We start from the raw sequence: 26,255 nt of genomic DNA, 5'->3' as shown, positions 1-26,255 counted from the left end.
GCCCGCTTCGTCGTCGTGTGCGTCGTGTTCATCGGGGAGGAACGGCCGCAGTGAGCCTGGAAGTCGTGGTGGCGCGTCTCGCGGGTACGGTCATGGGCGCGGTCGCCAAGTCCGTACTCCTGCCGAAACCGGGCGCGGGCCTCGTGGCCTCTCCCGTACGCCCCCTGCCGAAACCGGCCTCACCGGACCGGCTGGCGAAGGTGCTGGCGGGGAGGCTGAAGCAGTCACACGCTTACGCGCGGCTGCCGGAGAACGAACGGCTGGCGGCCGTCGAGGCCGTACGGTCCTCCTTCGCGGCGGCGGGTGGGCTGACGCCCGAGCGGCTGTTCGCCCTGGACCTGGACCCGGCGCGGCTGGCGGGAGAGTTACGCACACCGCATCCCGGTCCCGCCGAGGACCTGTACGAGGAGCTGCTCGGTCTGTGCTGCGCGCATGTGGTGGAACAGCTCACCGCACATCCGTCGTTCGCCGCGCGGGCGGCGGTCGAGCAGCGGCGGGAGGCGGGCCGGACGCGGGAGCTGGTCGAGGACGTACGGGAGCGGGTGGGACCGCGACGGGACGCGGCGGCGCTGGCGTTCGAGCAGCGGTACGGCGAGTATGTCGCCCGTACCCATGGGCGGCTGGAGCTGTTCGGACTGACGCTGGGACGGTCGAGGCGGGACTGGCCGCTGGACACGGCGTACATCAGCCTGTCGGTGAGCGGGGAGCGCAGAGGTCCCGGGGGTCTCGGGGACCCGGGGCTGCCGCACACGGGCCCCACGACGGTCACCGCCGAGCAGGCGCTGACGACCACGGACCGATTACTGCTGCGCGGCCCGGCCGGGTCGGGCAAGAGCACGCTGGTGCAGTGGCTGGCGCTGAACGCGGCCCGGCGCAGCTTCCGTCCCGAACTCGCCGACTGGAACCGCTGCGTGCCCTTCGTACTGCGGCTGCGGGCCTTCACGACCTGGGATTCGCTGCCGATGCCGGAGGACTTCCTGCGGGCGGCGGGGGTGCCGCTGTCGGCGGCGTCCGGCTGGGCGGAGGACCTGCTCACGGAGGGCCGCGCGCTGGTCCTGGTCGATGGCGTGGACGAGGTGCCGACCCGGCTGCGGGCCCGTACCGAGACCTGGCTGAAGTCCCTCGTCGCGGCGTTCCCCCGAGCGCGTTATGTGGTGACGACCCGGCCGTCGGCGGTACCGGAGGACTGGCTGTCGGGTCAGGGCTTCGAGGCGCACTCGCTGCTGCCGATGGACCGTGAGGACATCAAGGCGTTCGTGGGCCACTGGCACGGCGCGGCCCGCGCGGAGTGCGTCTCCGACACCGAACGGGACCAGCTCGACACGTACGAGAAGTCCCTGCTCCAGGCGGTGATGACCCGCCGGGACCTGGGGCGGCTGGCGACGAACCCGCTGATGTGCGCGCTGCTGTGCGCCCTGAACCGGGACCGCCGAATGCAACTTCCCCGGGCCAGGAAGGAGTTGTACGACGCGGCCCTGGAGATGCTGCTCGTACGGCGGGACACGGAACGGGAGATCCTGGGCGTCGAGGGCGTGACCCTGACCCGGGACGAGCAGACGGCACTGCTGCAACGGCTGGCGTACTGGCTGATCCGCAACGGGCAGGCGGAGGCGACGCGCGGGGACGTCGTGGAGATGCTCGGGGAGTGGCTCGCCGCGATGCCTCAGGTGGCGGGCGGACCGGAGGAGGTCTTCACCCATCTGCTGATCCGCAGCGGCCTGCTGCGCGAACCGGTCCCGGGCGCGGTCAACTTCGTCCACCGGACCTTCCAGGACTATCTGGGCGCGAAGGCGGCGGTCGAGAGCCGGGACTTCGGAGTGCTCGTCAGGAACGCGCATGACGACCAGTGGGACGACGTGGTGCGCATGGCGGTGGGCCACGCGCGGGTGGATGAACGGGGCCGGCTGCTGCGGCAGTTGCTGCGCCGCGCGGATCGGGCACCGAGGCTGAGCCACCGACTGGTGCTGCTGGCGGCGGCCTGCCTGGAACACGCGCCGGAGCTGGAGCCGGCGGTACGGGGAGAGGTGGAGTCCAGGGCGGCGGAACTGGTCCCGCCGCGCGGGATGGCGGACGCGGAGGCCTTGGCGAAGGCCGGGGAGCTGGTGCTTGAACTGCTGCCGGGTCCGGAGGGTCTGGACGAGCGCACGGCGGCGGCGGTGGTACGGACGGCGGCGCTGATCGAGGGGGACGGGGCGTTCGAGGTGGTCTCCCGGTTCCGGGAGGATTCACGCTCGTCGGTCGTTTCCGAGGTGTCCAGCGCATGGGTGTCGTTCAACAGTCAGTCGTATGCCGAATCCGTGCTGTCCGCCCATCAATGGGGAGGGGATTCCTTTCTGTATGTGCGGACCTCGGAACAGCTTCAGGCTCTGCGCCATGTCCCCATGGCTCGCAATGTGCATGTGCACGGCGATCACAGTGACCTCACGCCCCTGCTCGCGCTCAAGGCCCCGGACTGGCTCTATCTCCGCGACAACGACGTGCTCACCGATCTCTCCGTCCTCGCGTCCCTTCCGCGATTTTCGGAGTTGTCTCTCGACCGCTGTTCCGCGGTACGGGACCTGACCGCCCTGGTGACATGCGGGCTCACGGAACTGCATCTGTACGACGTGCACCACGACATCTCGCTGGAGCCGCTGGGCGAGATGCCCGAACTCCAGCGCGTCCTGTTCTCCTACCCCTTGCTCATGGAGAGCGTGGGGGAACTGCCCATGGGCCCGCAGCTCACCGACCTCTACCTCTACCGGCAGGCCAGTTATCTGAATCTGGACGGTATCGAGCGATGGCCGAAGCTCAAGAGCCTCGCTCTGTCCGGCGCCGCACAGATCCGTCAGCTCGCCCGGATTCCCTCGTTGAGCGGACTGACCACACTGAGCCTGCTGCACCAGAGTCCACTCGACCTGGCGGATATCAGCCATCTCACCGGACTCCGGCAGCTTTACTTACGGCAGTGCGAATTGCCGCTCGGGCTCGGCCCGGTTCGCGATTTACCCGCCCTCACCGCCATCTCCCTGGACTCATGCGCTCAGTCGGGAATTCCACTCGACCTGAGCACGCTCGCCGATCTGGAAGGGCTCACCGTCAACCTCATCGGGAACGACACCCCGGTCACCGGGGAAGACCTCTTCCCGCCCGGCCGGATCGTCCGGGCGGAATAGGTCCTGTCCGGCCCGGCGTCGTCCCGTGCGCCCGGTGCTCCTACAGGCGCCGTACCCATAAGCATCCTTGACGGTACGCCGGGCCGTCGGGCGGCGAGGGGTGGGTGAGGGTGTGGTACCGGCCGACCAGGCGTCAGCTCTGTCAGTCCCGGCCCGTATTCTCTGTGACCATGCTCGACGACCATACGACTTCAGCGATGTGGCCGGCCGCCTACCCCGAGGGGTACGCGGTCGTCGACGTGGAGACCACCGGACTCGCACGCGACGACCGGATAGTGTCCGCTGCCGTCTACCGTCTGGACGCGCGGGGCGATGTCGAGGACCACTGGTACACACTGGTCAACCCGGAGCGCGACCCGGGGCCCGTGTGGATCCATGGTCTGACGACCGATGTGCTCGCCGACGCCCCGCTCTTCCCCGAGGTCGCCGGTGAGCTGGCCGAGCGGCTCGACGGCCGGGTGCTCGTGGCGCACAACGCGATCTTCGACTGGTCGATGATCGCCCGGGAGTACGCGCGCGCGGCGCGGACCGCGCCCACCCGGCAGCGGCTGTGCACCATCGCGCTCTCCAAGGAGCTCGGACTGCCCCTGCCCAACCACAAACTGGAGTCGCTCGCCGCGCACTTCGGTGTCGTACAGCAGCGCGCGCACCACGCGCTCGACGACGCGCGCGTGCTGGCCGAGGCGTTCCGTCCGAGTCTGCACGCCGCCGCGCGCGGGGGCGTGCGGCTGCCGCTGCTGGAGTGCCTGCCGCTCACCGAGTGGTCGGACGCCCCGGCGCGGCCCCGGGTCGGCTATCAGCCCACCTATCGGCAGACGAGCTGGCGGCCCTCCCGCAAGCGGCCCGCCTGCCCGTATCCGAACCCCGGGCGGTACGAGCCGGGCGGGGCGCTGATGCAGGGGATGCGGGTGGCGTTCTCGGGCGACACCTCGGTCGACCGCGAGCTGCTGGAGGACCGGGCCGTGGAGGCGGGGCTGCATGTGGCGTCCAGTGTGTCCCGGCTGACGAGTCTGCTGGTGACCAATGACCCCGGGTCCTCGACGTCCAAGACGGTCAAGGCGGCGTCGTACGGCACGCCGGTGATCGACGAGGCGGCCTTCACCCAGCTCCTCCGGGACGTGGCACCGGCGCGTGGTTCCATCCCCGCGCCCGCCACCGAGCCCGTCCCCGCCACCGCCCCCGCGCCTGCCTCCGCGCCCGGCGCCGAGTAGAGGCCGAGTGGAGGAAGGGCACACCCGCCTTCCGTCCGCCACGCCCGCCGCCGCTCCGGGCCCTGGCCCGCGCGGCCTGTCCGGAACACCCCCCATCGTCCAGAACCCACCCGCCGTCCGGCGGCCACCGGCCGCCGGGTACGGTCGATGGTGTGTACCGCTTCCTGTTGTCCCGGCAGTGGGTGATCCTCACCCTGCTCGCTCTCGCCCTCATCCCCGCGATGATCGAGCTGGGTTTCTGGCAGCTCCACCGGCATGAGCACCGGGTCGCCCAGAACACCCTGATCTCGGACAACCTCAAGGCGAAGCCCGTCCCGGTCGAGGAGCTGACCTCCCCCGGACACACCGTCCCGCGCGCGGACTACTGGCGCACGGTCACCGCCACCGGCAGATTCGACACCGCGGACGAGGTCGTCGTACGCCGCAGGACCTCCGCCGACGACCAGGTCGGCTATCACGTCCTCACCCCGCTCATCCTCAGCGACGGCCGGGCCGTGGTCGTCAACCGGGGGTGGATCCCGTCCACCGGCGACCAGCGGGCCTTCCCCGACATCCCCGCCGCGCCGAAGGGCGAGGTCACCGTCACCGGCCGGCTGAAGGCCGACGAGACGGCGGCGGCCACCGGGATCAGGGACGTACAGGACCTGCCTCCCCGCCAGGTCATGCTGATCAACAGCGAGCGGCAGCAGAAGGCCATCGGACGCACCGTCCTCGGCGGCTATGTCGAGCAGACCGCTCCCGTGCCGGCCGGTGGCTCTCCCGAGCAGATCCCGACCCCCGACGACAGCTCGATCGGGCCTCATATGGCGTACGCGGTCCAGTGGTGGCTGTTCGCCGCCGCCGTGCCCGTCGGCTGGGTGATCCTCGTCCGCCGTGAGCTGCGCGACCGTGCGGCGGCGGCCGGGCGGGCCGCGCCCGAGTCCGAGCCGGAGCGCGCGCCCGCCACGGCCTGACCGTCCGAGGACCCGGGCGGGAACCCCCGCCCGCCTCCCCGCCGCGCCTGCTTAGCCGTTCCGCGCGCCGGGAACAGCCCTTTGCGTGACCCAACGCATCGAGGACTACGCACTCATCGGCGATCTCCAGACCGCCGCCCTGGTCGGCAGGAACGGCTCCATCGACTGGCTGTGCCTTCCTCGCTTCGACTCGGCGGCCTGCTTCGCCGCGCTGCTCGGCGACCAGGAGAACGGCCACTGGCGGATCGCCCCCGTGGACGCGGGCGACTGCACACGGCGTGGCTATCTGGGTGAGACGCTGGTGCTCGAATCCGTGTGGGAGACCCCCACCGGCACGGTCAAGGTCATCGACTTCATGCCGCAGCGCGAGGTGGCCCCCGACATCGTGCGGATCATCGAGGGCGTCAGCGGCTCGGTGGAGATGAGCGGCACGCTCCGGCTGCGCTTCGACTTCGGTTCCGTCGTGCCCTGGATGCGGCGCGAGGAGGGGCACCGGCTCGCGGTCGCGGGTCCCGACTCCGTCTGGCTGCGCAGCGAACCCGAGGTCAGGACCTGGGGCCAGCACTACAGCACCCGCTCGTCGTTCACCGTCGCCGCGGGCGAGCGTGTGGCGTTCGTCCTCACCTGGCACCCCTCGCACGAGGAGCGCCCGCCGCTCGCCGATCCGTTCGAGGCGCTGGCGCAGTGTCTGGAGGACTGGGCCGTCTGGTCGGCGCGCTGCCGGTACGAGGGCCCGAACCGCGCCGCCGTCATGCGCTCGCTCATCACGCTCAAGGCGCTGACGTACGGCCCGACGGGCGGCATCGTCGCCGCGCCGACCACCTCCCTGCCGGAGGAGCTGGGCGGCGTACGCAACTGGGACTACCGCTACTGCTGGCTGCGGGACTCGACACTCGTGCTGGGGGCGCTGCTGTCGGTCGGCTATCTGGAGGAGGCGGCGGCCTGGCGGGACTGGCTGCTGCGCGCGGTGGCGGGTGATCCGGCCGATCTCCAGATCATGTACGGCCTGGCCGGTGAGCGGCGGCTGCCGGAGAGCGAGTTGCCCTGGCTGAGCGGTTACGCGGGCTCCTCCCCGGTCCGTACGGGCAACAGCGCGGTCGACCAGCTCCAGCTCGATGTGTACGGGGAGGTCATCGACTCGTTCCATGTGTCACGGACCTCGGGTCTGCCGCCGAAACCGCATGCCTGGAGTCTGGAACTGACGCTGCTCGGCTTCCTGGAGTCGAAGTGGCGCGAACCGGACGAGGGGCTGTGGGAGGTACGGGGACCGCGCCGGCACTTCGTGCACTCCAAGGTGATGGCATGGGTCGCCGCCGACCGGGCCGTACGGACGCTGGAGCGCAATCCGCGCTTCGCCGGGAAGGCGGACCGGTGGCGGGCGATGCGGGACGAGGTGCACCGGGAGGTGTGCGAGCGGGGGTACGACCCGGAGCGGAACACCTTCACGCAGTCGTACGGCTCCGCCGAACTGGACGCGGCGACACTGCTCATCCCCCGGGTCGGGTTTCTGCCGCCGGACGATCCGCGGGTGATCGGCACGGTCGACGCCGTACGGGCGGAGCTGGGCCAGGACGGTCTGCTGCGCCGCTACAGCGTGACGGGGCCGGGCGTGGACGGACTGCCGGGCACGGAGGGGACGTTCCTGGTCTGCTCGTTCTGGCTGGCCGACGCGCTGCATCTGACGGGGCGTACGGAGGAGGCGAAGGAGCTGTTCGAGCGGCTGCTCGCGCTCCGCAACGATGTCGGGCTGCTCTCGGAGGAGTACGACCCGGTGGCACGGCGGCAGCTCGGCAACTTCCCGCAGGCGTTCAGCCATATCGGTCTGGTGGTGACCGCTCTGACGCTCGCCGGGGAGCACACGGCAGGATAGGGCCATGGATCTTGGACTGAAGGACCGTGTCTATGTCGTGACGGGCGCGTCACGGGGGCTCGGCCGGGCGACCGCGGAGGCGCTGGTGGCGGACGGCGCGAAGGTCGTCGTCTCCGGGCGGGACGAGAGGAGTGTGAGCGAGGCCGCGGCGGCGATCGGCCCCGGCGCGCACGGGGTTGCCGGGGACAACGCGGACCCGGCCCTGGCGGAGCGTCTGATACGGACGGCGCGCGCCGAGTTCGGGGGCTTCGACGGCATCCTGATCAGTGTCGGCGGCCCGCCGCCGGGATACCCCACGGCCAATTCGGACGAACAGTGGCGGGCGTCGTTCGAGTCGGTCTTCCTGGGAGCGGTACGGCTGGCGCGCGCGGCGGCGGCGGAGCTGGGCGAGGGAGGAGTCATCGGCTTCGTCCTGTCGGCCTCGGTCCATGAGCCGATCCCGGGTCTGGCGATCTCGAACGGTCTGCGCCCCGGGCTGGCCGGTTACGCGAAGTCCCTGGCGTACGAACTCGGCCCGCGCGGGATCAGGGTGCTGGGCCTGCTGCCGTCGCGTATCGACACGGACCGGATGCGCGAGCTGGACGCGCTGTCGGGCGACGCGGCGGCGGCACGGGCGGCGCAGGAGTCCCGTATACCGCTGCGGCGGTACGGAAAGCCGGAGGAGTTCGGCAGAACGGCCGCGTTCCTGCTCTCGCCGGCGGCGTCGTATCTGACGGGCATCATGCTCCCGGTGGACGGCGGCACCCGCCACGGCTTCTGACCGCGAGGCTCGGTACGCCCAGGCGGGGTACGGCGAGGCCCGGTACGGCCGGGGCGGGTGGCCCCGGCCGTACGGTCCCGGATCAGGTGACGCGTTCCGCGCCGTGCCGGGCCGCGCGAAGGCGGACCTCCGCCGGGAGCGCGGCCAGGCCCGTCGAGTCACGGGCATGGGTCAGTGCCTCGTCCGTGAGCCGGTTCACCGACCGGCGCGGCGACGCGTGGGGTTCCAGGAGCAGCCGGATCCGGGCCGACGGGCCCGAACGGCGGCCCATGAGGCGTACCTTGGCGCGCGCCACACCGTCGAGGGACTCCGCGTCGTCCTCCAGCACGCTCTCCAGCGCGCGCCCGCGCAGCAGCGCGCCCTGTCCGTCGCCGCTGTCGACCAGCACCTCCGCCGGCCGGGACCGCCGCAGCTGGGACAGCAGCCACCAGAGCGCCAGGACCACCACGACCGCGAGACCGGCGATGACGGCCGGCCACCACCAGCCGTCGGTGCGGTAGCGCTCCCGGTCGGCGCGGCTGAGCAGGACGTCGTGCGGCCCGCTGTACGGCCACCAGGACGGTACCGCCCACCCCAGTCCCCGGGCGAGCACCAGACCACCCGCGCACAGCAGCGCCAGGCCGATCAGCGCCAGCAGCACACGGTTGACCACCCGGATCATCCCGTCACCCCTTCTTCACCGGCCTGCGGACCCGGACCGTCAGCGAGGGCGGCCTCGCGAGACCGAGTTCGCCGATGCCGGTGGCCAGTACCTCGTCCAGATCGGCCCGTACGGAGTCGATTTCACGGAAGTGGGAGAGGGCACGCGCCCGCACCCTGGAGCGGCCGACCCGTACCCGCGCGGACCGCACCCCGGAGACCTCCATGGCCCGGTCGCGCAGTACCAGCGCGGCAGCGTCCCGGTCGAGCCCGGCGCGTACGTCCGCGACGTCCCGTCGCATCGGCAGCACCCGCCGCAGCCCCGGTGTGAGGGCGAGCGCGATCAGCCACAGCCCGAGCGCCATCGCGACACACGCGGCGACCAGCATCCAGGTGTCGTCCAGGGGCCGCCGGGCGAGTTCGTCGGCGAGCCTGCGGCGCCAGTCCATCGCCCGCTGGCCGGCCCGTACCGCCGCGATGTCGTACAGCAGGAGACCGGCGGCGCCCAGGACGACCAGGGCGGTCAGCGCCGCGGGGAAACGGCGGGCGGACCAGAAGCGCCCGGCCCTGTGGTACGCCTCGCCGGTGAGCGTAGGCCGCGGCTCGTAGCGGGTGGCGGAGGCCGACAGATCGAGAGCGGCCGGACCGCCCGGTCCGTCGCCCTGTGCCGGATCCTTCCCGGCTCCCCCGGCCGCCGGACCGCCCGCAGGCCCGCCCGCCCGCTCTTCCGACGGATCCTCGGCCGGACCGTTCGCCGGGCCCTTCGCCGGATCGCTCACCGGACCCTCCCCTGTGCCGTCAGACGCGACTGAACGGAGTGCAGCCGCTCGACGCTCACCACCACCTCGGGTACCTCCAGACCCGCCAGGGCCCTGACCCGCTGGGCGACCCTGAGCCGTACCGCGCCGCACTGCGTACCGATGTCGGAGGGGTAGTCCAGCTCGACCCCGACCCGTACCTGCGCGATGTCACGGCGCACCGTGACCGTGGCGTGCGGCGCGGAGCCGCCGTCCGGTACGCCCTGGAGCGCCTCGCGCGCCGCCTGCGCGGCGATCTTCGCGACGACCCGGTCGGCGATCGTGGTCGCCCCGCGCTCGGCGGCCGCCACCACCCCGTCACCGGCCACGCGGGATCACCGCCGCCGGTCGTCGCGGTCGCGGTTACGGAAGAAGTCGCCGGGTTCGAGATCGCCGTCGGCGAACCGCCCTGCCACAAAGCCGATCGCCCCCAACGCGGCCACCAGCACAAAGGCACCGAAGCCGCCGAAGTATCCGGCGAAACCGAGCGCCATACCGGCCAACAGGCCGACCATCGCCATGCTCATCGTGCGCTCCTCTTCCGCTGCTCTTCCGCCCCCGGGCCGGTCGCTCCGCCGGTCACGGCCGTCACGCCGGTCACGGCCTACTGGACCCGCGCGTCCTGGTCCTCGTCATCTTCCTCGTCGGGCAGCTTGACGTCACTGACCGCGATATTGACCTCGACCACTTCCAGGCCCGTCATCCGCTCGACCGCGGCGATGACGTTCTCCCGCACGGCGGCGGCCACTTGGGTGATCGAGACGCCGTAGTCGACGACGATCTCCAGATCGAGCGCCGTCTGGACCTCTCCCACCTCGGCCTTCACCCCCCGGCTGACGGATCTGGTGGTGCCGGGGACCCGCTCGCGCACCGCGCCGAAGGTACGGGACATACCGCTGCCCAGGGCGTACACGCCCAGTACGTCGCGGGCCGCGAGCCCGGCGATCTTCTCCACCACACCGTCGGCGATGGTGGTACGTCCACGTGTGGCGGGAGGGCCTCCACCGCGCTTGGTGACGGACGGCTTCCTCCCGTCGTCGCCCGAGGGTTCCGTGGCAAAAGGCGCTGACTGGTTGCGGGGTGTGCTGTCCGACATCGCCATTCATCCTTTCCGGGCGGCGGGAGACTCCGTTCCTCAGACTAGGTCCGCTTTCCCCGTACCGCGCCACGGATGCGGCAGGCTGGTGGAATGACGACTGCGCACGACTCCGACAGTTGGACGGCCGCGGTACGCCGGCGGCTCGACCTGGGCAGACTGCTTCCGCTGGGCGGCGCCGCCGACGGGACATGGCTGGCGGAACGCGCGGCGGCGGCGGAACTCCGGGGGGCGGCGGCCGCGGTGCCGGGCACCGTGCTGGGCGCGGTGCGGCTCTCCCCCGCGGATCCGGGCACGGTGGAGAAGTCCCTCGTACCGCCGCCGCCCAGCGCGCTGCCGCCCGGACAGCTCCGTATCGAGGCGGAGTTCGGCGAGCGGTTCACGGATATGACGGACGCCCCCCTGCCCGTCGTGGCCGACCGGCTGCGCGCGGTGCTGTTCGCCTGCGCGACCAAGCGGCTGGGACTGCGGATCGCGGAGATCGATCTGCGGGTGACGGCCCTGCTGGACCCGGCGGCGGAGCCCTCGGCAGAAGCGGCGGGGGCGGCGGGGCCTGTGCAACCGGCCGGGCCGGCAGGGCCGTTCGAGCTATGGGCCGCCACCCCGGAGGGTGAACCCGCGCTGACGGCCGCCTCGGTGCCCGGTGTCGCCTGTCTGACCCGGACGCTGGGCAACGCGGTGACCGGCTCTCCCGGGCATGTCCGGATCGAGCTGGCGACGGCGGCGGGGCACCGCCCGCTGGAGGTGGCACGGGTGGTACGGAAGAGGGTCGCGGCGCGCGTGCCGGGCGGTCCCTCGGTGGGGGTGCTGATCACGGCGGTGAATGTGACGCCCTGAGATCTCCGCCCCGCCCGTGGCCGGGCCCCGCCCGTAGCCGGGCCCCGGCCGCCCCGGGCCGCGCGGGGCGGCCCGGCCACGGGATGCGGTGCCGCTCCCCGCCCAGGACAATGGTGCAGGTCAGACCGGGGTACCGGTCGGCGCGGCGGCCCACGACGAGCGGCGGAGGAGGCAGGCGGCCATGGCCGGTCCCGTCCCGGAGGTGATCCCGCAGCCGGTGCTGAGCCCTCTGACGGGTGCGGCCATCTTCCTGGTGGTGACGGTGGACCCGGGCGGCGAGCCGGTCGTGCGGGAACTGCTGCCCGATCTGGCGGGGCTCCAGCGCGCGGTCGGTTTCCGGGCGCCCGACGGGCAGTTGAGCGTGGTCACCGGTATCGGCTCACAGGTCTGGGACCGGCTGTTCGGCGGACCGCGCCCGGCCGGGCTGCATCCCTTCCGTGAACTCGTCGGACCGACGGGACACCGCGCGGTGTCCACCCCCGGCGATCTGCTCTTCCATGTCCGGGCGGCGCGGCTCGATCTCTGTTTCGGTCTGGCCGCCCAGATCATGGAGCGGCTGCGCGGCGCCGTGACGGTCCGCGACGAGGTCCATGGTTTCAAGTACTTCGACGTACGCGACCTGCTCGGCTTTGTCGACGGGACGGAGAATCCCGTCGGTCCCGTGGCGCGGGCCGCGGTGCTGATCGGCGACGAGGACGCCGGGTTCAGCGGCGGAAGCTATGTGATCGTGCAGAAATATCTGCACGATCTGGACGCCTGGAACGCCCTGCCCGTCGAGGAGCAGGAGCGGGCGATGGGCCGGTCGAAACTCTCCGACATCGAGATGGCCGACGACGTCAAACCGGCCGACTCGCATGTCGCGCTGAACACGATCACGGACCCCGACGGCACCGAGCGGAAGATCCTCCGCGACAACATGCCCTTCGGCAGCGTGGGGCGCGGTGAGTTCGGCACGTACTTCATCGGTTACGCCCGTACCCCCGATGTCACCGAGCAGATGCTGGAGAACATGTTTCTCGGCAGTCCGCCGGCCACCCACGACCGGATCCTGGACTTCTCCACCGCCGTGACCGGCACGCTGTTCTTCGCGCCCAGCGCCGACTTCCTCGACGATCCGCCGGACCCGCCCGGAGCGGGGACGGAGACGGAGGAGGCGGAGGAGGCCGGGGAAACCCTGGTCGGCAGCGCACCGAGGACCGACGGCTCGCTCGGGATCGGCGACCTGAAGAGGAGCATCCCCGATGAAGAACCTGCACCGTGAACTGGCGCCCATCTCCGATGCCGCGTGGGCGGACCTGGAGGAGGAGGCGCGCCGCACCTTCGAGCGCCATGTGGCCGCCCGCCGGATCGTCGATGTGCCCGAGTCCCTCGGAGTCACGACGGCGGCGATCGGTACCGGCCATCTCGACCCCGTCGATCCGCCCGCCGACGGGGTCGTCGCCCACCGACGCGCGTCACGGCCGCTCGTCGAGCTACGGGTGCCGTTCACGGTCGACCGCCGGCAGGTGGACGATGTCGAGCGCGGCGCGAAGGACGCGGACTGGCAGCCGGTGAAGGACGCGGCCCGGAAGATAGCGTTCGCCGAGGACCGCGCGGTCTTCGAGGGGTACGGGGCGGCGGGCATCGCGGGTATCCGGCAGAGCACGTCCAATCCGGAGCTGACCCTCCCCGCCGAGGTGCGCGACTATCCGGACGCCATCAGCCAGGCCGTGTCCACGCTCCGGCTGGCGGGCGTCGGCGGTCCGTACACCCTCGCCCTCAGCGCCGGCGCGTACACCGCCGTGAACGAGACGTCCGACCACGGCTATCCGATCCACCGGCACATCGACCGGGTGCTGGACGGCGGGATCGTCTGGGCGCCCGCCATCGACGGTGCCTTCCTGCTGTCCACGCGGGGCGGCGACTTCGAGCTGCGTCTCGGTCAGGACGTGTCCATCGGCTATCTGTCCCACGACGACACGAGCGTACGGCTCTACTTCCAGGAGACGCTGACCTTCCTGATGTACACGGGCGAGGCCGCGGTGGCACTCACCGCGACACCGCAGCTGTGAGACCGACCGCGCGTCAGACCGGCCGCGATCATGGGACGGATCGCGGCCGTGAGTCCGCTCGGGCACACCGGCGTACCGGCGTACCGGCCGCGTCAGTCCGCGAGCCCCGCCAGATCGCGCAGCCGCCGGGCCTGCGCCGCGCGCTCGGCCGCGCGCTGGTCCTCGAAGGAGCGGCCGGCCGCGCCCCGGAGCAGCGCCTTGGTCTCGATCACCGCGTCCCTCGGCGCGGCCAGCAGCGCGCCCGCCAGATCCTGGACGGCCGCATCGAGTTCGTCGACGGGCACCACGAGATTGGCGAGCCCGGTACGTTCGGCCTCGTCGGCCTGGACGAAGCGGCCCGTGGCGCAGATCTCCAGCGCACGGGCATAGCCCACGAGTCCCACCAGCGGATGGGTGCCGGTGAGATCCGGGACCAGCCCCAGACTCGTCTCGCGCATGGCGAACTGCGCGTCCGACGCCACGACCCGGAGATCGCAGGCGAGGGCGAGCTGGAAACCGGCGCCGACGGCATGCCCCTGGACGGCCGCGACCGACACGATGTCGTTGCGGCGCAGCCAGACGAAGCCGTCCTGGTACTCGGCGATGGCCGCGTCGAGGTCCGCGTCGGAACCCCGCGCGAGATCCAGGAAGGACGGCTCCCCGTCGAACCCCTCGGGGGTGAACGCCTGCCGGTCGAGCCCCGCGGAGAAGGACTTGCCCTCACCACGCAGCACCACGACCCGCACACTGCCCGGCAGCGACCTGCCGGCTTCCCTCAACGCCCGCCACAGAGCGGGAGACTGGGCGTTGCGCTTGGCCGGGTTGGTCAGGGTCACCGTGGCGATCGCGTCCTCGACGGTGAGCCGTACGCCGTCCTTGTCGAGCACTGTTTCGTGTACTGATTCGAGCGAAGTCATACCGCGCCTCCGGTCCGGGCAGTCAGGGCATCGAGCCAAGTGACTGCACAGTAACCACCTGGGCGATCGCGTGATCGACCCGGGTGGCCACCGTCCGAACCGGTGACCATGAGGAGCGCACGCGGGCGTCAGGCCGAAGCGGCCTTCTTGCCTCTCGTCGCTCCGCCACGTCCCCGCAGCGTGACTCCGGACTCGCTGAGCATCCGGTGAACGAATCCGTAGGAACGGCCCGTTTCCTCGGCCAGCGCCCGGATGCTCGCACCGTTGTCGTACTTTTTCTTCAGGTCTGCCGCGAGCTTGTCGCGCGCGGCGCCGGTTACCCGGCTGCCCTTCTTCAGAGTCTCGGCCACCCGTGCCTCCTCATGGGAAGTGCGCTCTGGACTTCTCATGATCACCCCTTACGGGCCTCCTGGCCACCCATTCGGCAAGGTCCGTACGACAAGCTTTGGCAGAGTTCAAGCTTCCAGCGCGACCGGATTCCCCGATTCCGGTCATGGCTGTAGGGGACAAGAGTCGGGATACCGGTCGAAGTGCCAGGTCAGCGGCGTACCGGCAAGAGTGGCGCGGATAATGTGTCCAACAGCACTCTCCGTCGCGCGGCACGCCGACAGTACGAGACGCACTCACTCAGATGATGGATCACCGCTGAGCCGAATGATCCATACGGAGTGGATCACGGTCGGGACCGGGGCGGGACCGGGGCGGGACCGCCCCTGGAACACGGCCGCGGGCGCCCTGCGCACCGGTCCGCGGACCGCCCATGGATCACTCGCCGGGCACCCCACGGGCCACCCGGCGGTCGGTACGGCAGATCATCCGGCGGCCACGGAGGGGACCACCCGGCCGTCGCACGACGGCCGCGCGCGGGCGGCCACACGCGACCGTCGCGCACGGGCAGCCATACGCGGCGGCCATACGCCGGGCCGGCGGTTGTCCGCACGGCGGGCCGACGGGCGGTCGCCGGGCAGGCCACTCCGGCGGTCAACCCGGCGGACCGCCGCCAGGCCGTCAGGCGAGCGCGACCAGATCCGCGTAGTCCGCGCCCCAGAGGTCCTCGACCCCGTCGGGCAGCAGGATGATCCGCTCCGGCTCCAGCGCGTGGACGGCGCCCTCGTCGTGGGTGACGAGGATGACCGCGCCCTTGTACGTACGCAGCGCGCCGAGGATCTCCTCGCGGCTGGCCGGGTCCAGGTTGTTCGTCGGTTCGTCGAGCAGCAGCACATTGGCCGAGGAGACGACCAGGGTGGCGAGCGCGAGCCGGGTCTTCTCACCGCCGGAGAGCACACCGGCGGGCTTGTCGACATCGTCACCGGAGAAGAGGAAGGAACCCAGCGTCTTGCGGACCTCGACCAGATCGAGATCGGGCGCCGACGAGCGCATGTTCTCCAGGACCGAGCGCTCCGGGTCGAGCGTCTCGTGCTCCTGGGCGTAGTAGCCCAGCTTGAGACCGTGGCCCGGGGTCACCTGTCCGGTGTCCGGCTTCTCCACCCCGGCCAGCAGCCGGAGCAGGGTGGTCTTGCCCGCTCCGTTGAGACCGAGGATGACGACCCTGGAGCCCTTGTCGATGGCGAGATCCACATCGGTGAAGATCTCCAGGGAGCCGTACGACTTCGAGAGTCCCTCGGCCGTCAGCGGGGTCTTGCCGCAGGGGGCGGGTTCGGGGAAGCGCAGCTTGGCGACCTTGTCGGACTGGCGCACCTCCTCAAGGCCGGACAGCAGCCGCTCGGCCCTGCGGGCCATGTTCTGCGCGGCCACGGTCTTGGTCGCCTTGGCACGCATCTTGTCGGCCTGCGAGTTGAGGGCGGCGGCCTTCTTCTCCGCGTTGGCGCGCTCGCGCTTACGGCGCTTCTCGTCGGCCTCGCGCTGCTGCTGGTAGAGCTTCCAGCCCATGTTGTACACATCGATCTGGGCGCGGTTGGCGTCCAGATAGAAGACCTTGTTCACCACGGTCTCGACCAGCTCGACATCGTGGGAGATCACGATGAAGCCGCCCCGGTAGGTCTTGAGGTAGTCGCGCAGCCAGACGATCGAGTCCGCGTCGAGGTGGTTCGTGGGCTCGTCGAGCAGCAGGGTGTCGGCGTCCGAGAAGAGGATCCGCGCCAGCTCCACCCGGCGGCGCTGACCGCCGGAGAGGGTGTGCAGGGGCTGGCCGAGCACCCGGTCGGGCAGCCCGAGCGCGGCGGCGATGGTGGCGGCCTCGGCCTCGGCGGCGTATCCGCCCTTGGTGAGGAACTCCGTCTCCAGGCGCTCGTACCTCTTCATCGCCTTCTCGCGGGTGGCGCCCTTGCCGTTCGCCATCCGCTCCTCGTTCTCGCGCATCTTCCTCAGCACGGAGTCGAGGTCGCGGGCGGAGAGGACTCGGTCGCGGGCGAGGACGTCGAGATCGCCGGTGCGGGGGTCCTGCGGCAGATAACCGACTTCCCCGGAGCGGGTGATGGTGCCGGAGGCGGGGATGCCCTCACCCGCGAGGCACTTGGTGAGGGTGGTCTTGCCGGCTCCGTTGCGGCCGACGAGACCGATGCGGTCCCCCCTGGCGATACGGAACGAGGCGGACTCGATGAGGACACGGGCTCCGGCGCGCAGCTCTACGCCGGTTGCGGTGATCACGGAAAGACTCCAGGGCGGTATGGACGGCGGAAGAGGGCAGGCGGAGGCGAGTCTTCGACGCCGGCTAATGCACAAGGAGAAATGCCATGCGGCCCAGTCTAACCGGGCTGCGCGAATGCTTTCCGCTGCCGGGGGCCGGTACCCTCGGCCGGCCGGTGGCCCGGGAGATCGTTGCCGAGCGGGGTGCGGTCGGGCACGATCCTGCCGAGTCCGTCCACGGCCTTCAGCTCCGCCGTCCAGGCGGAGTTCCCCTCGCAGGGCTGGGCGACGAGCAGGACCCCGCCCGTACGGACCGAGCGCGCCGGGTCGAAGGCACAGCCGCGTACGGCGGGCAGCACCCAGCGCAGATCGCCGTCGGCGGTGCGGTACGCGGTGATCCGGCGCGGGGTGACGACGGCGAGCATCCGGGCCCCGGGGTCGAGGAGTTGGAGCACTCCGGTGCCCCGGCCGGGGGCGGCGGCCAGCCAGTCGGCGAGCCCGGGGAGCGCGCGGTGCCAGCGCACGGCGTGGCCGGTGGCGCTCTCGGTGTCGGTGACCAGACCGTCGCTCCAGAGGGCGAAGGCGTGGCCGGGCGCCGCGGCGAGCGCGAGCGGGCGGCGGCCGGAGCGCTCATGGACCCAGCGCAGTGCGCCGGAGCGCGGATCGTGTGCCTCGACGCGCGGGCCCGCGGTGCGCAGTACGGGGTCCTGGGCGGCGGGCGGGGCGGGGGCAGGCGGGGTGTGGACGGTGAGCTGGTCGCCGAAGGGGGCGTGCCGGGAGTGATGGGCGGCGGTCACCAGGGGGAGCGCGAACAGGGCCGGGAAGACGGCGAGCGCGAGCCGGGCGGCGCGCCGTGCGCGCCGGTGCCGGGCGGTGGTACGGGCCACGGCGCCCCCGGTCCCGTCTCCGTCCCCGGTCCCGTCTCCGTCCCCGGTGCCGTCGCTCCCGGGTGTGGGCGAGGGGGTCGCGGCGGGTGGGGCGGGCGTGGTGTGCGGGGCGGGCGGCGGGACGGTCGGCGCCGCGGTCGTGGACGGAACGGTCACTGTTCCCCCGGTCCCTGTTCGCTCTTCTGTGCCACCGGTCTCGACCCGGCGTGCGCCTCGGTCAGGCGTGAGCGTAATAAGGGACCACGCGGACGGCACCCGGAGCCGCCGCGACACGGCGGACAGGGCCGGGCACATCCCCCGTTCGGCAGCGGGCCCGCGCGGGACGGCGGCTTCGCGCGCGGGGCCCCGCCGGGTCCGTACCGCCGTCCACCGTCCACCACCCCGGGCGGACGGCGGTACGGGCGTACGGGTCAGGAGCCTCCGGTGTGCACCTGGAAGGCGGCCCGGCGCACGGCCTTGGCGAGGGCCGGATCGGGGTGTGCCGCGGCCAGGGCGACCAGGACCTGGACGGTACGGGGATGGCCGACGGCCCGGACCTCGTCCAGCAGGGCGGGCACATTGCCCTGCACGGCCGAGTCGAGATGGCGGACCAGCAGATCGCTCTCCCCGTGGTCGGCGACGGCCGCCGCGGTGTCCACCCAGAGCCACGTCGACTCCTCGCGGGTGAGGACATCGGCCGCGTCGTCCGGGTCGGCGCCCTCGTACTCCGCCAGCCAGAGCAGGGCGTAGGGGCGCAGCGAGGACTCGCCGGCCGCCGCCCGTACGCCCGCCTCGGCCGGGGCGCCGACGACGCGCAGCGCCTCGAAGGCCAGCCCGCGCAGGAGCGCGTCCTCGCCACGGGCGACGGTGAGCAGTTCGGTGACGGCGCTGCCGACGGTCCGGGCGGCGAGCCAGGCGCGGTACTCGGCGCGGGCCGGTCCCGGGGTGAGTCCGGCACAGCCGCGCAGCATGTGCTGGGCGGACTGTTCGATATTGCCCGCGGGGCTCTGGGCGGCGACGCAGATCTGCTCCAGCTTGACCCAGACCGCCCAGTTGCCGAGCGGGGTGAGGGTGGCCTGGCCCTCCCCCAGGGTCAGCGCGCCGACGGCGGCCAGTCCTTCGAGGGCCCAGTCGAGCAGCGGGGGCAGGAGGGTCTCGTCCGGCGGCTCGGGGGCCGTGCGCTCGGCGGGCGCGGGCTGTGGCCCGTAGGGGACCTCGCAGCGCTCCTCGTGGAGTTCGGCGACGCGCTGCCGCAGCAGATCGAGCAGGGCCGGTACGAGCACGGGTCCGGCCGAGAGCTGGAGCAGGGAGAGCACCTGGGGGACGGCTTCGACGACCTCGGCGACCGTGGAGGCCTCGACGTCCTCGGGGGCCGGGTGCACGAGCGACCAGGCGTCGAAGAGGGCCACCCAGCCACGCTGGACGGCGCTGTCGTCGCGGTCCCAGGCCTGGAGCCGCCAGCCGGGCCGTACGGTGCCGCCGTGCAGCTCGACGAGCCCGGCCAGCCTGGCCCGGTCCCAGCCCGCGCGCACCTGCTCCGGAGCCAACTCCAGGGCTTCGGCGGCCCGTGCCTGCGCGGACGCGCCGAAGGGACCCGTGCCGGGGCCCCGGTCGACGGCGGCCCAGCGGGCGATCCGTACGGCGTCGGCGAGGACCTCCCTGGCCTGGCGGGCCAGCTCCGCGGGGGGTGGAGTGCCCTCGGGCGGCCGGGGTGCCGGCCGGTTGCGTCCGTCGGTCACAGCCCGTCGGGCCGTGGTCAACGGCCGCGGGCGGACGAGTCGGAGTCTGGAGTTGCGCGCCAATTGCTCATCAGGCTTTCGGGACGTCACGGGAGCAGTCTTCCCGGTGACCGCCCGAAAGCCCAAACGGAACCTGTTCAGTCGGTACCGGAACGCGGACAGGGGCCCGCGCGGACGGGTCCGGGCGAGGGTGCGTACGGGGCGGAAGAGGCCAGTTGGACGGCTACATGAGAGGGGTGAGGAAGCGGCGCAGGGCCTCCTCGTAACCGGTCGGATCCGCGTTCCACATCGCGGCGTGCGGAGCGTGCGCGACGGCGTGCAGACCGATCAGTCCCGGGCGCAGGGCGGCGAGTTCGCGGGAGGGGTCCCAGGAGGCGAGGGTGTCGTCGGGGCCGTGGATGATCAGCGTCGGGACATCGAGGTTGCGCGGGTCGGCGGCCTGGAGCAGCCGGCCGCCGTGGAGTCCGGTCCTGCCCTGGGCCGCCCGGACGGCGAGCGGCAGCAGCGCGGTGGGGGTGCGCCGGGCGGTGGCGAGGGCCTTCAGGGTGGCCTCCCAGTCCAGTACGGGCGAGTCGAGCACCAGCCCGGAGATCCGCTCGCTGTGCGCGGAGTTCGCGGCGGCGTGCAGGGCCATCGTGGCGCCGGTGGACCAGCCGTACAGGATGACCCGCTCCGCGCCGTAGCGGACGGCGTAGCGGATCGCCGCGTCGAGGTCGCGCCACTCGGAGTCGCCGAGATGACCGAGGCCGTCCGGGGAGCTGGGGGCGCCGGGGTCGCCCCGGTAGGCGAGATCGAGCACGGCGACCTGGAGTCCCGCCAGCAGTTCCATGACGTTCAGGGGGTGCTCACGGGTGGTGCCCAGACCGTGCACGGTGATCACCCAGGTGTCCCGCGCTCCCGGCACGAACCAGGCGGGCAGGAAGCCGAGTTCGCCCGGGATCCGCTCCTCCCGGTGGTCGATGCCGAGCGCGGTGGTGGGGTCGCCGGTGTGGACCTGCGGGGTGAGGCGTACCCGCATACCCGGGACGAGGGTGCCGTGGTCGACCCGCTCCAGTCTCCGTACGACGGTGTCGGCGGGGTGCCGCACGCCCTCCAGGACGGGCCCGACGACCGCGTGGAGGTCCCGGTTCCCGATCCCGTACACACCGGGGCGCAGGGAGGCGAGACAGCGGGTCAGGGCGATCTGCCCCGCGGCCGTGGCGTGCACGGTGAGCCGGGGGTCGCCGGGCAGGGGCCGCCCCGGCGACGCCTTCAGAGCGGCGTCACCGGCGAGCCGGCCGGCCGCGACCGCGGCCGCGCCGACGCCGATCACGGTGGAGACGGCCGCTGCCGTCGCTGTTGCGGGGCGCACGGTCCCAGTGTCGTCACCCGCGCCCGCCCCGGCCACCGGGCGCGGTCCGTCGGGGTCGGGCCGGACCGTCACCGGTCACGGCCGGCGGCCCCGGCCGATGGTCAGCGCCCCTGGCCGTAGCCCTTCAGCTTCTCCCCGGCCTCCTGGAGCTGGGCCTCGGAGAGCAGCGAGGGCGAAAGGCCCGGCACCGCGCTGGCGGTGAGCCAGAGCCGGGACATCCACTCCAACTGGGCCGTGCGGTCGTAGGCCTGCGCGAGGGTGGCGCCGTAGGTCACCGTGCCATGGTTCTGGAGCAGACAGCCCGTGCGGTCGCGAAGGGCGGCGAGCATGCCCGCGGCCAGTTCGTCCGTCCCGTACAGCGCGTACGGGGCGACCCGGACGGGGCCGCCGAACGCCGCCGACATGTAGTGGATCACGGGCAGTTCCGGCACGAGCGTGGAGACGGCGGTGGCGTGCACCGCGTGGGTGTGGACGACGGCCGCCGCCGAGGTGTGCCGGTAAACCGAGAGATGGAGCGGCAGCTCACTCGTGGGGGTGAACGCGCCGAGGACCTGCCGGCCGTCCGGATCGACCCCGACGGCGTCCTCAGGACCGAGCTGTTCATAGGGAATTCCGCTCGGCGTCACCAGGATGATTCCACCGACCCGCACCGAGACATTGCCCGAGGTGCCGACGACGAGCCCCTCGGAAGCCGTTCTGCGGGCGGTGTCCACCAGGTCCTGCCAGGCCCGGACTATGGCGTCCTGTTTCTCCTGATCGGTCATACCGCGATCCTGCCAGGAGTGCCCGGCGGACCGTGCACCGTTCTCCCGATCATCCGAACAGAACCATGCGACGTCAGCCTGAGACACCACGAAGACCTGCGCAGTTCATCTTCCGTTCACCATGACTCCCTACGTTCACCGAGGCCCCCTACGTCGAACGATTGCCTGGGTAAATGGAACACATCACACTGCTGCTCGCGATCGTGATCGTGACGGCGCTCGTGTTCGATTTCACGAACGGTTTCCATGACACCGCCAACGCGATGGCGACGACCATCTCGACCGGCGCCCTGAAGCCCAAGACCGCGGTGGCCATGTCCGCCGTGCTGAATCTGGTCGGCGCGTTCCTCTCCGTGGAGGTCGCCAGAACGATCTCCGGCGGGCTCATCAACGAGAACGGCATCCGGACAGAAGTGATCTTCGCGGCGCTCGTCGGCGCCATCCTCTGGAATCTGCTCACCTGGCTCGTCGGTCTCCCGTCGAGCTCCTCCCACGCCCTCTTCGGCGGACTGATCGGCGCCACCCTGATGTCCGTCGGCACCTCCGGGGTCAACGGCGGTGTGGTCATCACCAAGGTGCTGATCCCCGCGCTCGCCGCGCCGGTCGTCGCCGGTCTCGCGGCGCTGCTCGCCACCAGACTGACGTACCGTATCGGCCGCCGCACGGACGACAAGGCCACCGCCAAGGGCTACCGCGCGGGCCAGATCGCCTCCGCCGGTCTGGTCTCCCTGGCGCACGGCACCAACGACGCGCAGAAGACCATGGGCGTCATCACGCTCGCGCTCGTCACCGGCGGTGTCCTCTCCCCCGGCTCCAACCCCCCGCTGTGGGTCATCGTCTCCGCGGGCACGGCGATCGCGCTCGGTACGTACCTCGGCGGCTGGCGCATCATCCGCACCATGGGCACCGGTCTCACCGATCTCGGGCCGCAGCAGGGCTTCGCGGCCCAGACCAGCGCCGCGACCGTCATCCTCGCCTCCTCGCACCTCGGCTTCTCGCTCTCCACCACCCAGTCCTGCTCCGGCGCCGTGATGGGCGCGGGCCTCGGCCGCAAGGGGGGTGTGGTCCGCTGGTCCACCGCCACCCGGATGTTCGTCGCCTGGGGACTGACCCTGCCCGCCGCGGGTCTGGTCGCGGCCTGCGCGGAGTTCCTGACCGGTCAGGGAAGTTGGGGCGTCTCGGTGGTCGCCGCACTGCTCCTCGCCTTCTCCGGCGCCATCTGGCTCGCCTCGCGCCGCCGCCCGGTCGACCACACCAATGTCACCGACGTCGACGAGGACGAGGCCGGGATCCTGGCCGACGGCATCACGGCCGTCACCACGTCGACCACGACAGCGGCCGGTGCCGGTGCCGGTGCCGGGCACGATCTGTCGACCACCATTCCGTCCCCTCCGGGCGGCTCCGGTGAGCCCGCCCGCACCGCCACGGTCTGAACCCCCCACGGTCCAAGGAAGAGCGAACGTATGAAAATCGACTGGGCAGCGCTCGGCGCGGTCTTCGGGGTCAGTCTCGTGGCGACCGTCGCCCTCGTGGGTCTGTTCACCCTGGGCGTCGTGGGTCTCGCCAAGCGGGAGCCGGGCTCCCTGGCTCTGGCGCGCACGGGCGCGTACGCCTGCTTCGCCCTGTGCGCCGGGGCCGTGGCGTACGGGATCTGGCTGATCGTCGCCTGACCCGGGTCCACCCGCCGATGTGGGGCTTCGCACACTGTCCCGTCGCAGGTCAGCGATGAGTTGACGGCTGTTCGCGGGGCGTGGTGGACTGCCGGGGCCATTTACGGCGGCAGAAGAGGAAGCCGGTGCGAATCCGGCGCGGTCCCGCCACTGTCACCGGGAGTCTTCTCCCGGGAGCCAGGAACTCTCGCCGCCGCACCACGTCGAGCCGGGGCGCGGACCCTGAGTGAGGACATTTCGCCATGCCTGGCTGCGGTTCTGCCGTCGTGCGCGGCGGCGGTTCGGCCGCCGAGCGGGTCTTCGCCTACGGCGCGGCCCTGGGGCTGCTGGGCGACCAGGTGTTCGCCGATCCGCGCCGGGGCCATCCGGTGGCCGCGTTCGGCCGGGCGGCGGGGGCCGTCGAGCGGATGCTCTGGCACGACCACCGCGGCTGGGGCACGCTGCACACCCTGGTGTGCGCCGGAGGCGCCGCAGGGCTCGCGATCGTCGCCGCGCGGGGTACGGAGACCGTACGGGCAACACGGGCCACGCGGGCCGTACGGAGCAGCCTTGCCGCCTCCGTCGCGCTGACCGCCCTGGCCACCTGGTCCGTCGTCGGCGGCACCTCGCTCGGCCGGGAGGCACGCGCCATCGGCGCGGCGCTCACCGCCGGGGACATCGAGCTGGCCAGGGAGCGGCTGCCGCGGCTGTGCGGGCGCGATCCGCAGGCACTGGACGGACAGCAACTCGCCCGCGCCGTCGTGGAGTCCGTCGCCGAGAACACCTCCGACGCCGTCGTGGGCGCGCTGGTGTGGGGGGCGATCGCGGGGGTGCCGGGGCTGGTGGGATTCCGGGCCGTGAACACGCTGGACGCGATGGTGGGCCACAGGTCCCCCCGGTACCGCCGGTTCGGCTGGGCGTCGGCCCGGCTCGACGACCTGGCCGGCTGGCCGGGGGCCCGGCTGACCGCCGCGCTGGCCGCCGCGGCGGGCGGCGATCCGCGCGCGGCCCTGCGGGCGGTACGGCAGGACGCGCGGAAGCATCCGAGCCCCAACGCGGGCCCGGTGGAGGCGTCGTTCGCGGGCGCGCTGGGCGTACGGCTCGGCGGGACGCTCGCGTACGGCGGACGGGTGGAGCACCGGCCCGTACTGAACGGCGAGGGGCGGCCCGTGGATACGGCCGACATCGAGCGGGCCGTGCGCCTGTCGCGCCGGGTGAGCGGATACGCCCTCGCGGTCTGTGTCGCAGGCCGGTTCGCGTACGGCGCGATACGCCGCCGTACCACGGACACGCGCCGCCGTACGGCGGCCACGGGAAAGGGACGTGGATGAGCCGGGGCGGGCGCGGCGGGGGCCTTCTGGTGGCCGGGACCACCTCGGACGCGGGCAAGAGCGTCGTCACGGCGGGGATCTGCCGGTGGCTGGTGCGCCGTGGGGTGAAGGTCGCGCCCTTCAAGGGGCAGAACATGTCGCTGAATTCGTTCGTGACGCGCGAGGGCGCGGAGATCGGACGGGCGCAGGCGATGCAGGCCCAGGCGGCCCGGGTGGAGCCGACCGCGCTGATGAATCCCGTCCTGCTGAAGCCCGGCGGTGACCGCAGCAGCCAAGTGGTGCTGATGGGACGGCCGGTGGGTGAGCTGAGTGCCAGGGGGTTCTTCGGCAGCGCCGAGGGGACCGCGCCGGAGAACTCCGCCACGGGGAACGCCCTTGCCGGGAACTCGTCCGCGGGCGGGGCGACTTCGGGGCAGGCGCTGCGCGGTGGACGGCGCGAGGCGCTGCTCGGGCCCGTCCTGGAGTGCCTGGAGGAGCTGCGCTCCACCTATGACGCCGTGATCTGCGAGGGCGCGGGCAGTCCGGCCGAGATCAATCTGCGCCGTACCGACATCGTGAACATGGGGATCGCGCGGGCCGCGCGGCTGCCGGTGGTGGTGGTCGGGGACATCGACCGGGGCGGGGTCTTCGCCTCGTTCTTCGGTACGACCGCGCTGCTGGGCCCGGAGGACCAGGAACTGGTCGCGGGGTATCTCGTCAACAAGTTCCGGGGCGATGTGTCCCTGCTGGAGCCCGGTCTTGAAATGCTGCGCGGGCTGACCGGCCGGGCGACGCTCGGGGTGCTGCCCTGGCGGCACGGTCTGGGCATCGACGAGGAGGACGGACTGCGTATCTCGCTGCGCGGCGCCGTGCGCGAGTCCCTGGTGGCTCCCCCGTACGGCGAGGAGGTGCTGCGGGTCGCGGTCTGCGCCGTACCCCTGATGTCCAACTTCACCGATGTGGACGCGCTCGCGGCCGAACCGGGTGTCGTCGTGCGGTTCGTGGACCGCCCCGAGGAACTGGCCGACGCCGATCTCGTGGTGGTGCCCGGCACCCGGGGCACGGTGAGGGCGCTGGCGTGGCTGCGGGAGCGCGGGCTCGCCGACGCGCTCGCGCGGCGGGCCGCCGAGGGGCGTCCGGTGCTGGGCATCTGCGGCGGCTATCAGATCCTCGGCGAGCACATCGACGACGAGGTGGAGTCACGGGCGGGCGCCGTGGCCGGACTGGGGCTGCTGCCCGTACGGGTGCGGTTCGCCCGTGAGAAGACCTTGGCCAGACCGTCCGGGACGGCCCTCGGCGCGGCGGTGGAGGGGTACGAGATCCATCACGGGGTCGCCGAGGTGCGGGGCGGGGACGCCTTTGTCTCCGGCCCGGACGGACGGGCGCTGGACGGCTGCCGGATGGGCGCGGTCCAGGGCACGCACTGGCACGGGGCGCTGGAGAGCGACACGTTCCGGCGGCGCTTCCTGACAGAGGTGGCACGGGCGGCGGGCCGGCGTTTCGTCCCCGCGCCCGACACGAGCTTCGGCGCGCTGCGCGAGGAACAGCTCGACCTTCTCGGTGACCTCATCGAGGAGCACGCGGACACGGACGCGCTGCTGCGGCTGATCGAGGAGGGGGCGCCGCCGGGGCTGCCCTTCATTCCTCCTGGGGCACCGTGAGCGCCGACGCCCTGGAGGGCGCCACAGCCGCGTTCGGAAGCGTCGTACTCGAAGGAGCGATCAG

The 26,255-nt window shown here is 72.3% G+C and carries 24 protein-coding genes and 1 riboswitch; of the genes, 12 read left to right on the top strand and 12 right to left on the bottom strand.

Annotated features, from left to right (window positions below):
• Window positions 1–50: 50 nt before the first annotated feature.
• From OG214_RS29885 to OG214_RS29865, 5 genes are all read left to right on the top strand, one after another.
• Complete coding sequence (locus tag OG214_RS29885; protein ID WP_405986484.1) at window positions 51–3,155, top strand: NACHT domain-containing protein; 3,105 nt, start codon at window positions 51–53, stop codon at window positions 3,153–3,155.
• Between the two features lie 164 nt (window positions 3,156–3,319).
• Window positions 3,320–4,366: a DEDDh family exonuclease gene (locus OG214_RS29880; RefSeq protein WP_405986483.1), complete on the top strand. Its 1,047-nt coding sequence runs from the start codon at window positions 3,320–3,322 to the stop codon at window positions 4,364–4,366.
• A 152-nt stretch (window positions 4,367–4,518) separates the two neighbouring features.
• Complete coding sequence (locus OG214_RS29875; protein WP_405986482.1) at window positions 4,519–5,319, top strand: SURF1 family protein; 801 nt, start codon at window positions 4,519–4,521, stop codon at window positions 5,317–5,319.
• A gap of 85 nt (window positions 5,320–5,404) precedes the next feature.
• Window positions 5,405–7,189 (top strand): glycoside hydrolase family 15 protein, encoded by a 1,785-nt coding sequence (locus OG214_RS29870; RefSeq protein WP_405986481.1) that lies wholly within the window; start codon window positions 5,405–5,407, stop codon window positions 7,187–7,189.
• 4 nt (window positions 7,190–7,193) lie between these two features.
• A complete protein-coding gene (locus OG214_RS29865; RefSeq protein WP_405986480.1) occupies window positions 7,194–7,949 on the top strand; it encodes an SDR family oxidoreductase in 756 nt (251 codons plus the stop codon).
• An 82-nt stretch (window positions 7,950–8,031) separates the two neighbouring features.
• Here the strand turns inward: OG214_RS29865 and amaP are convergent, their stop codons facing one another.
• From amaP to OG214_RS29840, 5 genes are all read right to left on the bottom strand, one after another.
• Window positions 8,032–8,610 (bottom strand): alkaline shock response membrane anchor protein AmaP, encoded by a 579-nt coding sequence (gene amaP / locus OG214_RS29860; protein ID WP_405986479.1) that lies wholly within the window; start codon window positions 8,608–8,610, stop codon window positions 8,032–8,034.
• Between the two features lie 4 nt (window positions 8,611–8,614).
• Window positions 8,615–9,367: a DUF6286 domain-containing protein gene (locus tag OG214_RS29855; RefSeq protein WP_405986478.1), complete on the bottom strand. Its 753-nt coding sequence runs from the start codon at window positions 9,365–9,367 to the stop codon at window positions 8,615–8,617.
• Window positions 9,364–9,714 carry a hypothetical protein gene (locus tag OG214_RS29850; RefSeq protein ID WP_363086018.1) on the bottom strand — a complete coding sequence of 117 codons (351 nt, stop codon included), beginning with the start codon at window positions 9,712–9,714 and terminating at the stop codon, window positions 9,364–9,366. The genes OG214_RS29855 and OG214_RS29850 overlap by 4 nt, the downstream gene beginning before the upstream one ends.
• A gap of 6 nt (window positions 9,715–9,720) precedes the next feature.
• Entirely contained in the window at window positions 9,721–9,912 is a 192-nt protein-coding gene (locus tag OG214_RS29845; RefSeq protein WP_363086019.1) for a hypothetical protein, read from the bottom strand.
• 77 nt (window positions 9,913–9,989) lie between these two features.
• Window positions 9,990–10,481 (bottom strand): Asp23/Gls24 family envelope stress response protein, encoded by a 492-nt coding sequence (locus tag OG214_RS29840; protein ID WP_363086020.1) that lies wholly within the window; start codon window positions 10,479–10,481, stop codon window positions 9,990–9,992.
• A gap of 93 nt (window positions 10,482–10,574) precedes the next feature.
• Here OG214_RS29840 and OG214_RS29835 point away from each other — a divergent pair, with 93 nt between their 5' ends.
• From OG214_RS29835 to OG214_RS29825, 3 genes are all read left to right on the top strand, one after another.
• Window positions 10,575–11,318: a hypothetical protein gene (locus OG214_RS29835; protein ID WP_405986477.1), complete on the top strand. Its 744-nt coding sequence runs from the start codon at window positions 10,575–10,577 to the stop codon at window positions 11,316–11,318.
• 181 nt (window positions 11,319–11,499) lie between these two features.
• The gene (locus tag OG214_RS29830; RefSeq protein WP_405986476.1) at window positions 11,500–12,579 is read left to right on the top strand and encodes a Dyp-type peroxidase; all 1,080 of its coding nucleotides are present in this window, start codon (window positions 11,500–11,502) and stop codon (window positions 12,577–12,579) included.
• Window positions 12,560–13,369 (top strand): family 1 encapsulin nanocompartment shell protein, encoded by an 810-nt coding sequence (locus OG214_RS29825; protein ID WP_363085401.1) that lies wholly within the window; start codon window positions 12,560–12,562, stop codon window positions 13,367–13,369. The genes OG214_RS29830 and OG214_RS29825 overlap by 20 nt, the downstream gene beginning before the upstream one ends.
• 92 nt (window positions 13,370–13,461) lie before the next feature.
• Here OG214_RS29825 and OG214_RS29820 read toward each other — a convergent pair whose 3' ends face one another.
• From OG214_RS29820 to OG214_RS29790, 7 genes are all read right to left on the bottom strand, one after another.
• The gene (locus OG214_RS29820; protein ID WP_405986475.1) at window positions 13,462–14,265 is read right to left on the bottom strand and encodes an enoyl-CoA hydratase/isomerase family protein; all 804 of its coding nucleotides are present in this window, start codon (window positions 14,263–14,265) and stop codon (window positions 13,462–13,464) included.
• 128 nt (window positions 14,266–14,393) lie between these two features.
• On the bottom strand, window positions 14,394–14,615 hold the full coding sequence (locus tag OG214_RS29815) for a helix-turn-helix domain-containing protein (protein WP_030753304.1): 222 nt from the start codon (window positions 14,613–14,615) through the stop codon (window positions 14,394–14,396).
• Between the two features lie 658 nt (window positions 14,616–15,273).
• Window positions 15,274–16,872, bottom strand: coding sequence for an ABC-F family ATP-binding cassette domain-containing protein (locus tag OG214_RS29810; protein ID WP_363085403.1), 1,599 nt, complete (start codon window positions 16,870–16,872; stop codon window positions 15,274–15,276).
• A gap of 98 nt (window positions 16,873–16,970) precedes the next feature.
• Window positions 16,971–17,894: a hypothetical protein gene (locus tag OG214_RS29805; RefSeq protein ID WP_405986474.1), complete on the bottom strand. Its 924-nt coding sequence runs from the start codon at window positions 17,892–17,894 to the stop codon at window positions 16,971–16,973.
• 254 nt (window positions 17,895–18,148) lie between these two features.
• Window positions 18,149–19,546 (bottom strand): hypothetical protein, encoded by a 1,398-nt coding sequence (locus OG214_RS29800; RefSeq protein WP_382865586.1) that lies wholly within the window; start codon window positions 19,544–19,546, stop codon window positions 18,149–18,151.
• A gap of 133 nt (window positions 19,547–19,679) precedes the next feature.
• On the bottom strand, window positions 19,680–20,807 hold the full coding sequence (locus OG214_RS29795) for an alpha/beta hydrolase family protein (RefSeq protein WP_405986473.1): 1,128 nt from the start codon (window positions 20,805–20,807) through the stop codon (window positions 19,680–19,682).
• Window positions 20,808–20,908: 101 nt separating this feature from the next.
• Entirely contained in the window at window positions 20,909–21,571 is a 663-nt protein-coding gene (locus tag OG214_RS29790) for a class II aldolase/adducin family protein (protein WP_405986472.1), read from the bottom strand.
• 173 nt (window positions 21,572–21,744) lie between these two features.
• Between OG214_RS29790 and OG214_RS29785 the strand changes: the two genes are divergently transcribed.
• The 4 genes from OG214_RS29785 (at window position 21,745) to OG214_RS29770 (ending at window position 26,191) form a co-directional block, all read left to right on the top strand.
• Window positions 21,745–23,004: an inorganic phosphate transporter gene (locus tag OG214_RS29785; RefSeq protein ID WP_363083311.1), complete on the top strand. Its 1,260-nt coding sequence runs from the start codon at window positions 21,745–21,747 to the stop codon at window positions 23,002–23,004.
• Window positions 23,005–23,034: 30 nt separating this feature from the next.
• The gene (locus OG214_RS29780) at window positions 23,035–23,241 is read left to right on the top strand and encodes a hypothetical protein (RefSeq protein ID WP_363083312.1); all 207 of its coding nucleotides are present in this window, start codon (window positions 23,035–23,037) and stop codon (window positions 23,239–23,241) included.
• Window positions 23,242–23,316: 75 nt separating this feature from the next.
• Window positions 23,317–23,448: riboswitch (cobalamin riboswitch) on the top strand.
• Between the two features lie 35 nt (window positions 23,449–23,483).
• On the top strand, window positions 23,484–24,551 hold the full coding sequence (locus OG214_RS29775) for a cobalamin biosynthesis protein (protein ID WP_363083313.1): 1,068 nt from the start codon (window positions 23,484–23,486) through the stop codon (window positions 24,549–24,551).
• Window positions 24,548–26,191, top strand: a complete 1,644-nt coding sequence (locus tag OG214_RS29770; protein ID WP_405986471.1) for a cobyric acid synthase — start codon at window positions 24,548–24,550, stop codon at window positions 26,189–26,191. The genes OG214_RS29775 and OG214_RS29770 overlap by 4 nt, the downstream gene beginning before the upstream one ends.
• Window positions 26,192–26,255 lie beyond the last annotated feature (64 nt).

The organism is Streptomyces sp. NBC_00872, assembly GCF_045161915.1.
In the GTDB taxonomy this organism is placed as follows: Bacteria; Actinomycetota; Actinomycetes; order Streptomycetales; family Streptomycetaceae; genus Streptomyces.
The sequence above is the reverse complement of the archived record's forward strand: the minus strand, read 5'-3'. Positions and strand labels throughout refer to the sequence as shown.

Excerpts from the sequence above, each read along its gene's own strand:
- OG214_RS29830 (WP_405986476.1), top strand. The coding sequence starts at position 11,500 with ATGGCCGGTCCCGTCCCGGAGGTGATCCCGCAGCCGGTGCTGAGCCCT.
- OG214_RS29845 (WP_363086019.1), bottom strand. The coding sequence starts at position 9,912 with ATGAGCATGGCGATGGTCGGCCTGTTGGCCGGTATGGCGCTCGGTTTC.
- OG214_RS29835 (WP_405986477.1), top strand. The coding sequence starts at position 10,575 with ATGACGACTGCGCACGACTCCGACAGTTGGACGGCCGCGGTACGCCGG.
- OG214_RS29820 (WP_405986475.1), bottom strand. The coding sequence starts at position 14,265 with ATGACTTCGCTCGAATCAGTACACGAAACAGTGCTCGACAAGGACGGC.
- OG214_RS29780 (WP_363083312.1), top strand. The coding sequence starts at position 23,035 with ATGAAAATCGACTGGGCAGCGCTCGGCGCGGTCTTCGGGGTCAGTCTC.
- OG214_RS29790 (WP_405986472.1), bottom strand. The coding sequence starts at position 21,571 with ATGACCGATCAGGAGAAACAGGACGCCATAGTCCGGGCCTGGCAGGAC.
- OG214_RS29770 (WP_405986471.1), top strand. The coding sequence starts at position 24,548 with ATGAGCCGGGGCGGGCGCGGCGGGGGCCTTCTGGTGGCCGGGACCACC.
- OG214_RS29825 (WP_363085401.1), top strand. The coding sequence starts at position 12,560 with ATGAAGAACCTGCACCGTGAACTGGCGCCCATCTCCGATGCCGCGTGG.
- OG214_RS29840 (WP_363086020.1), bottom strand. The coding sequence starts at position 10,481 with ATGTCGGACAGCACACCCCGCAACCAGTCAGCGCCTTTTGCCACGGAA.
- OG214_RS29865 (WP_405986480.1), top strand. The coding sequence starts at position 7,194 with ATGGATCTTGGACTGAAGGACCGTGTCTATGTCGTGACGGGCGCGTCA.
- amaP (WP_405986479.1), bottom strand. The coding sequence starts at position 8,610 with ATGATCCGGGTGGTCAACCGTGTGCTGCTGGCGCTGATCGGCCTGGCG.
- OG214_RS29775 (WP_363083313.1), top strand. The coding sequence starts at position 23,484 with ATGCCTGGCTGCGGTTCTGCCGTCGTGCGCGGCGGCGGTTCGGCCGCC.
- OG214_RS29785 (WP_363083311.1), top strand. The coding sequence starts at position 21,745 with ATGGAACACATCACACTGCTGCTCGCGATCGTGATCGTGACGGCGCTC.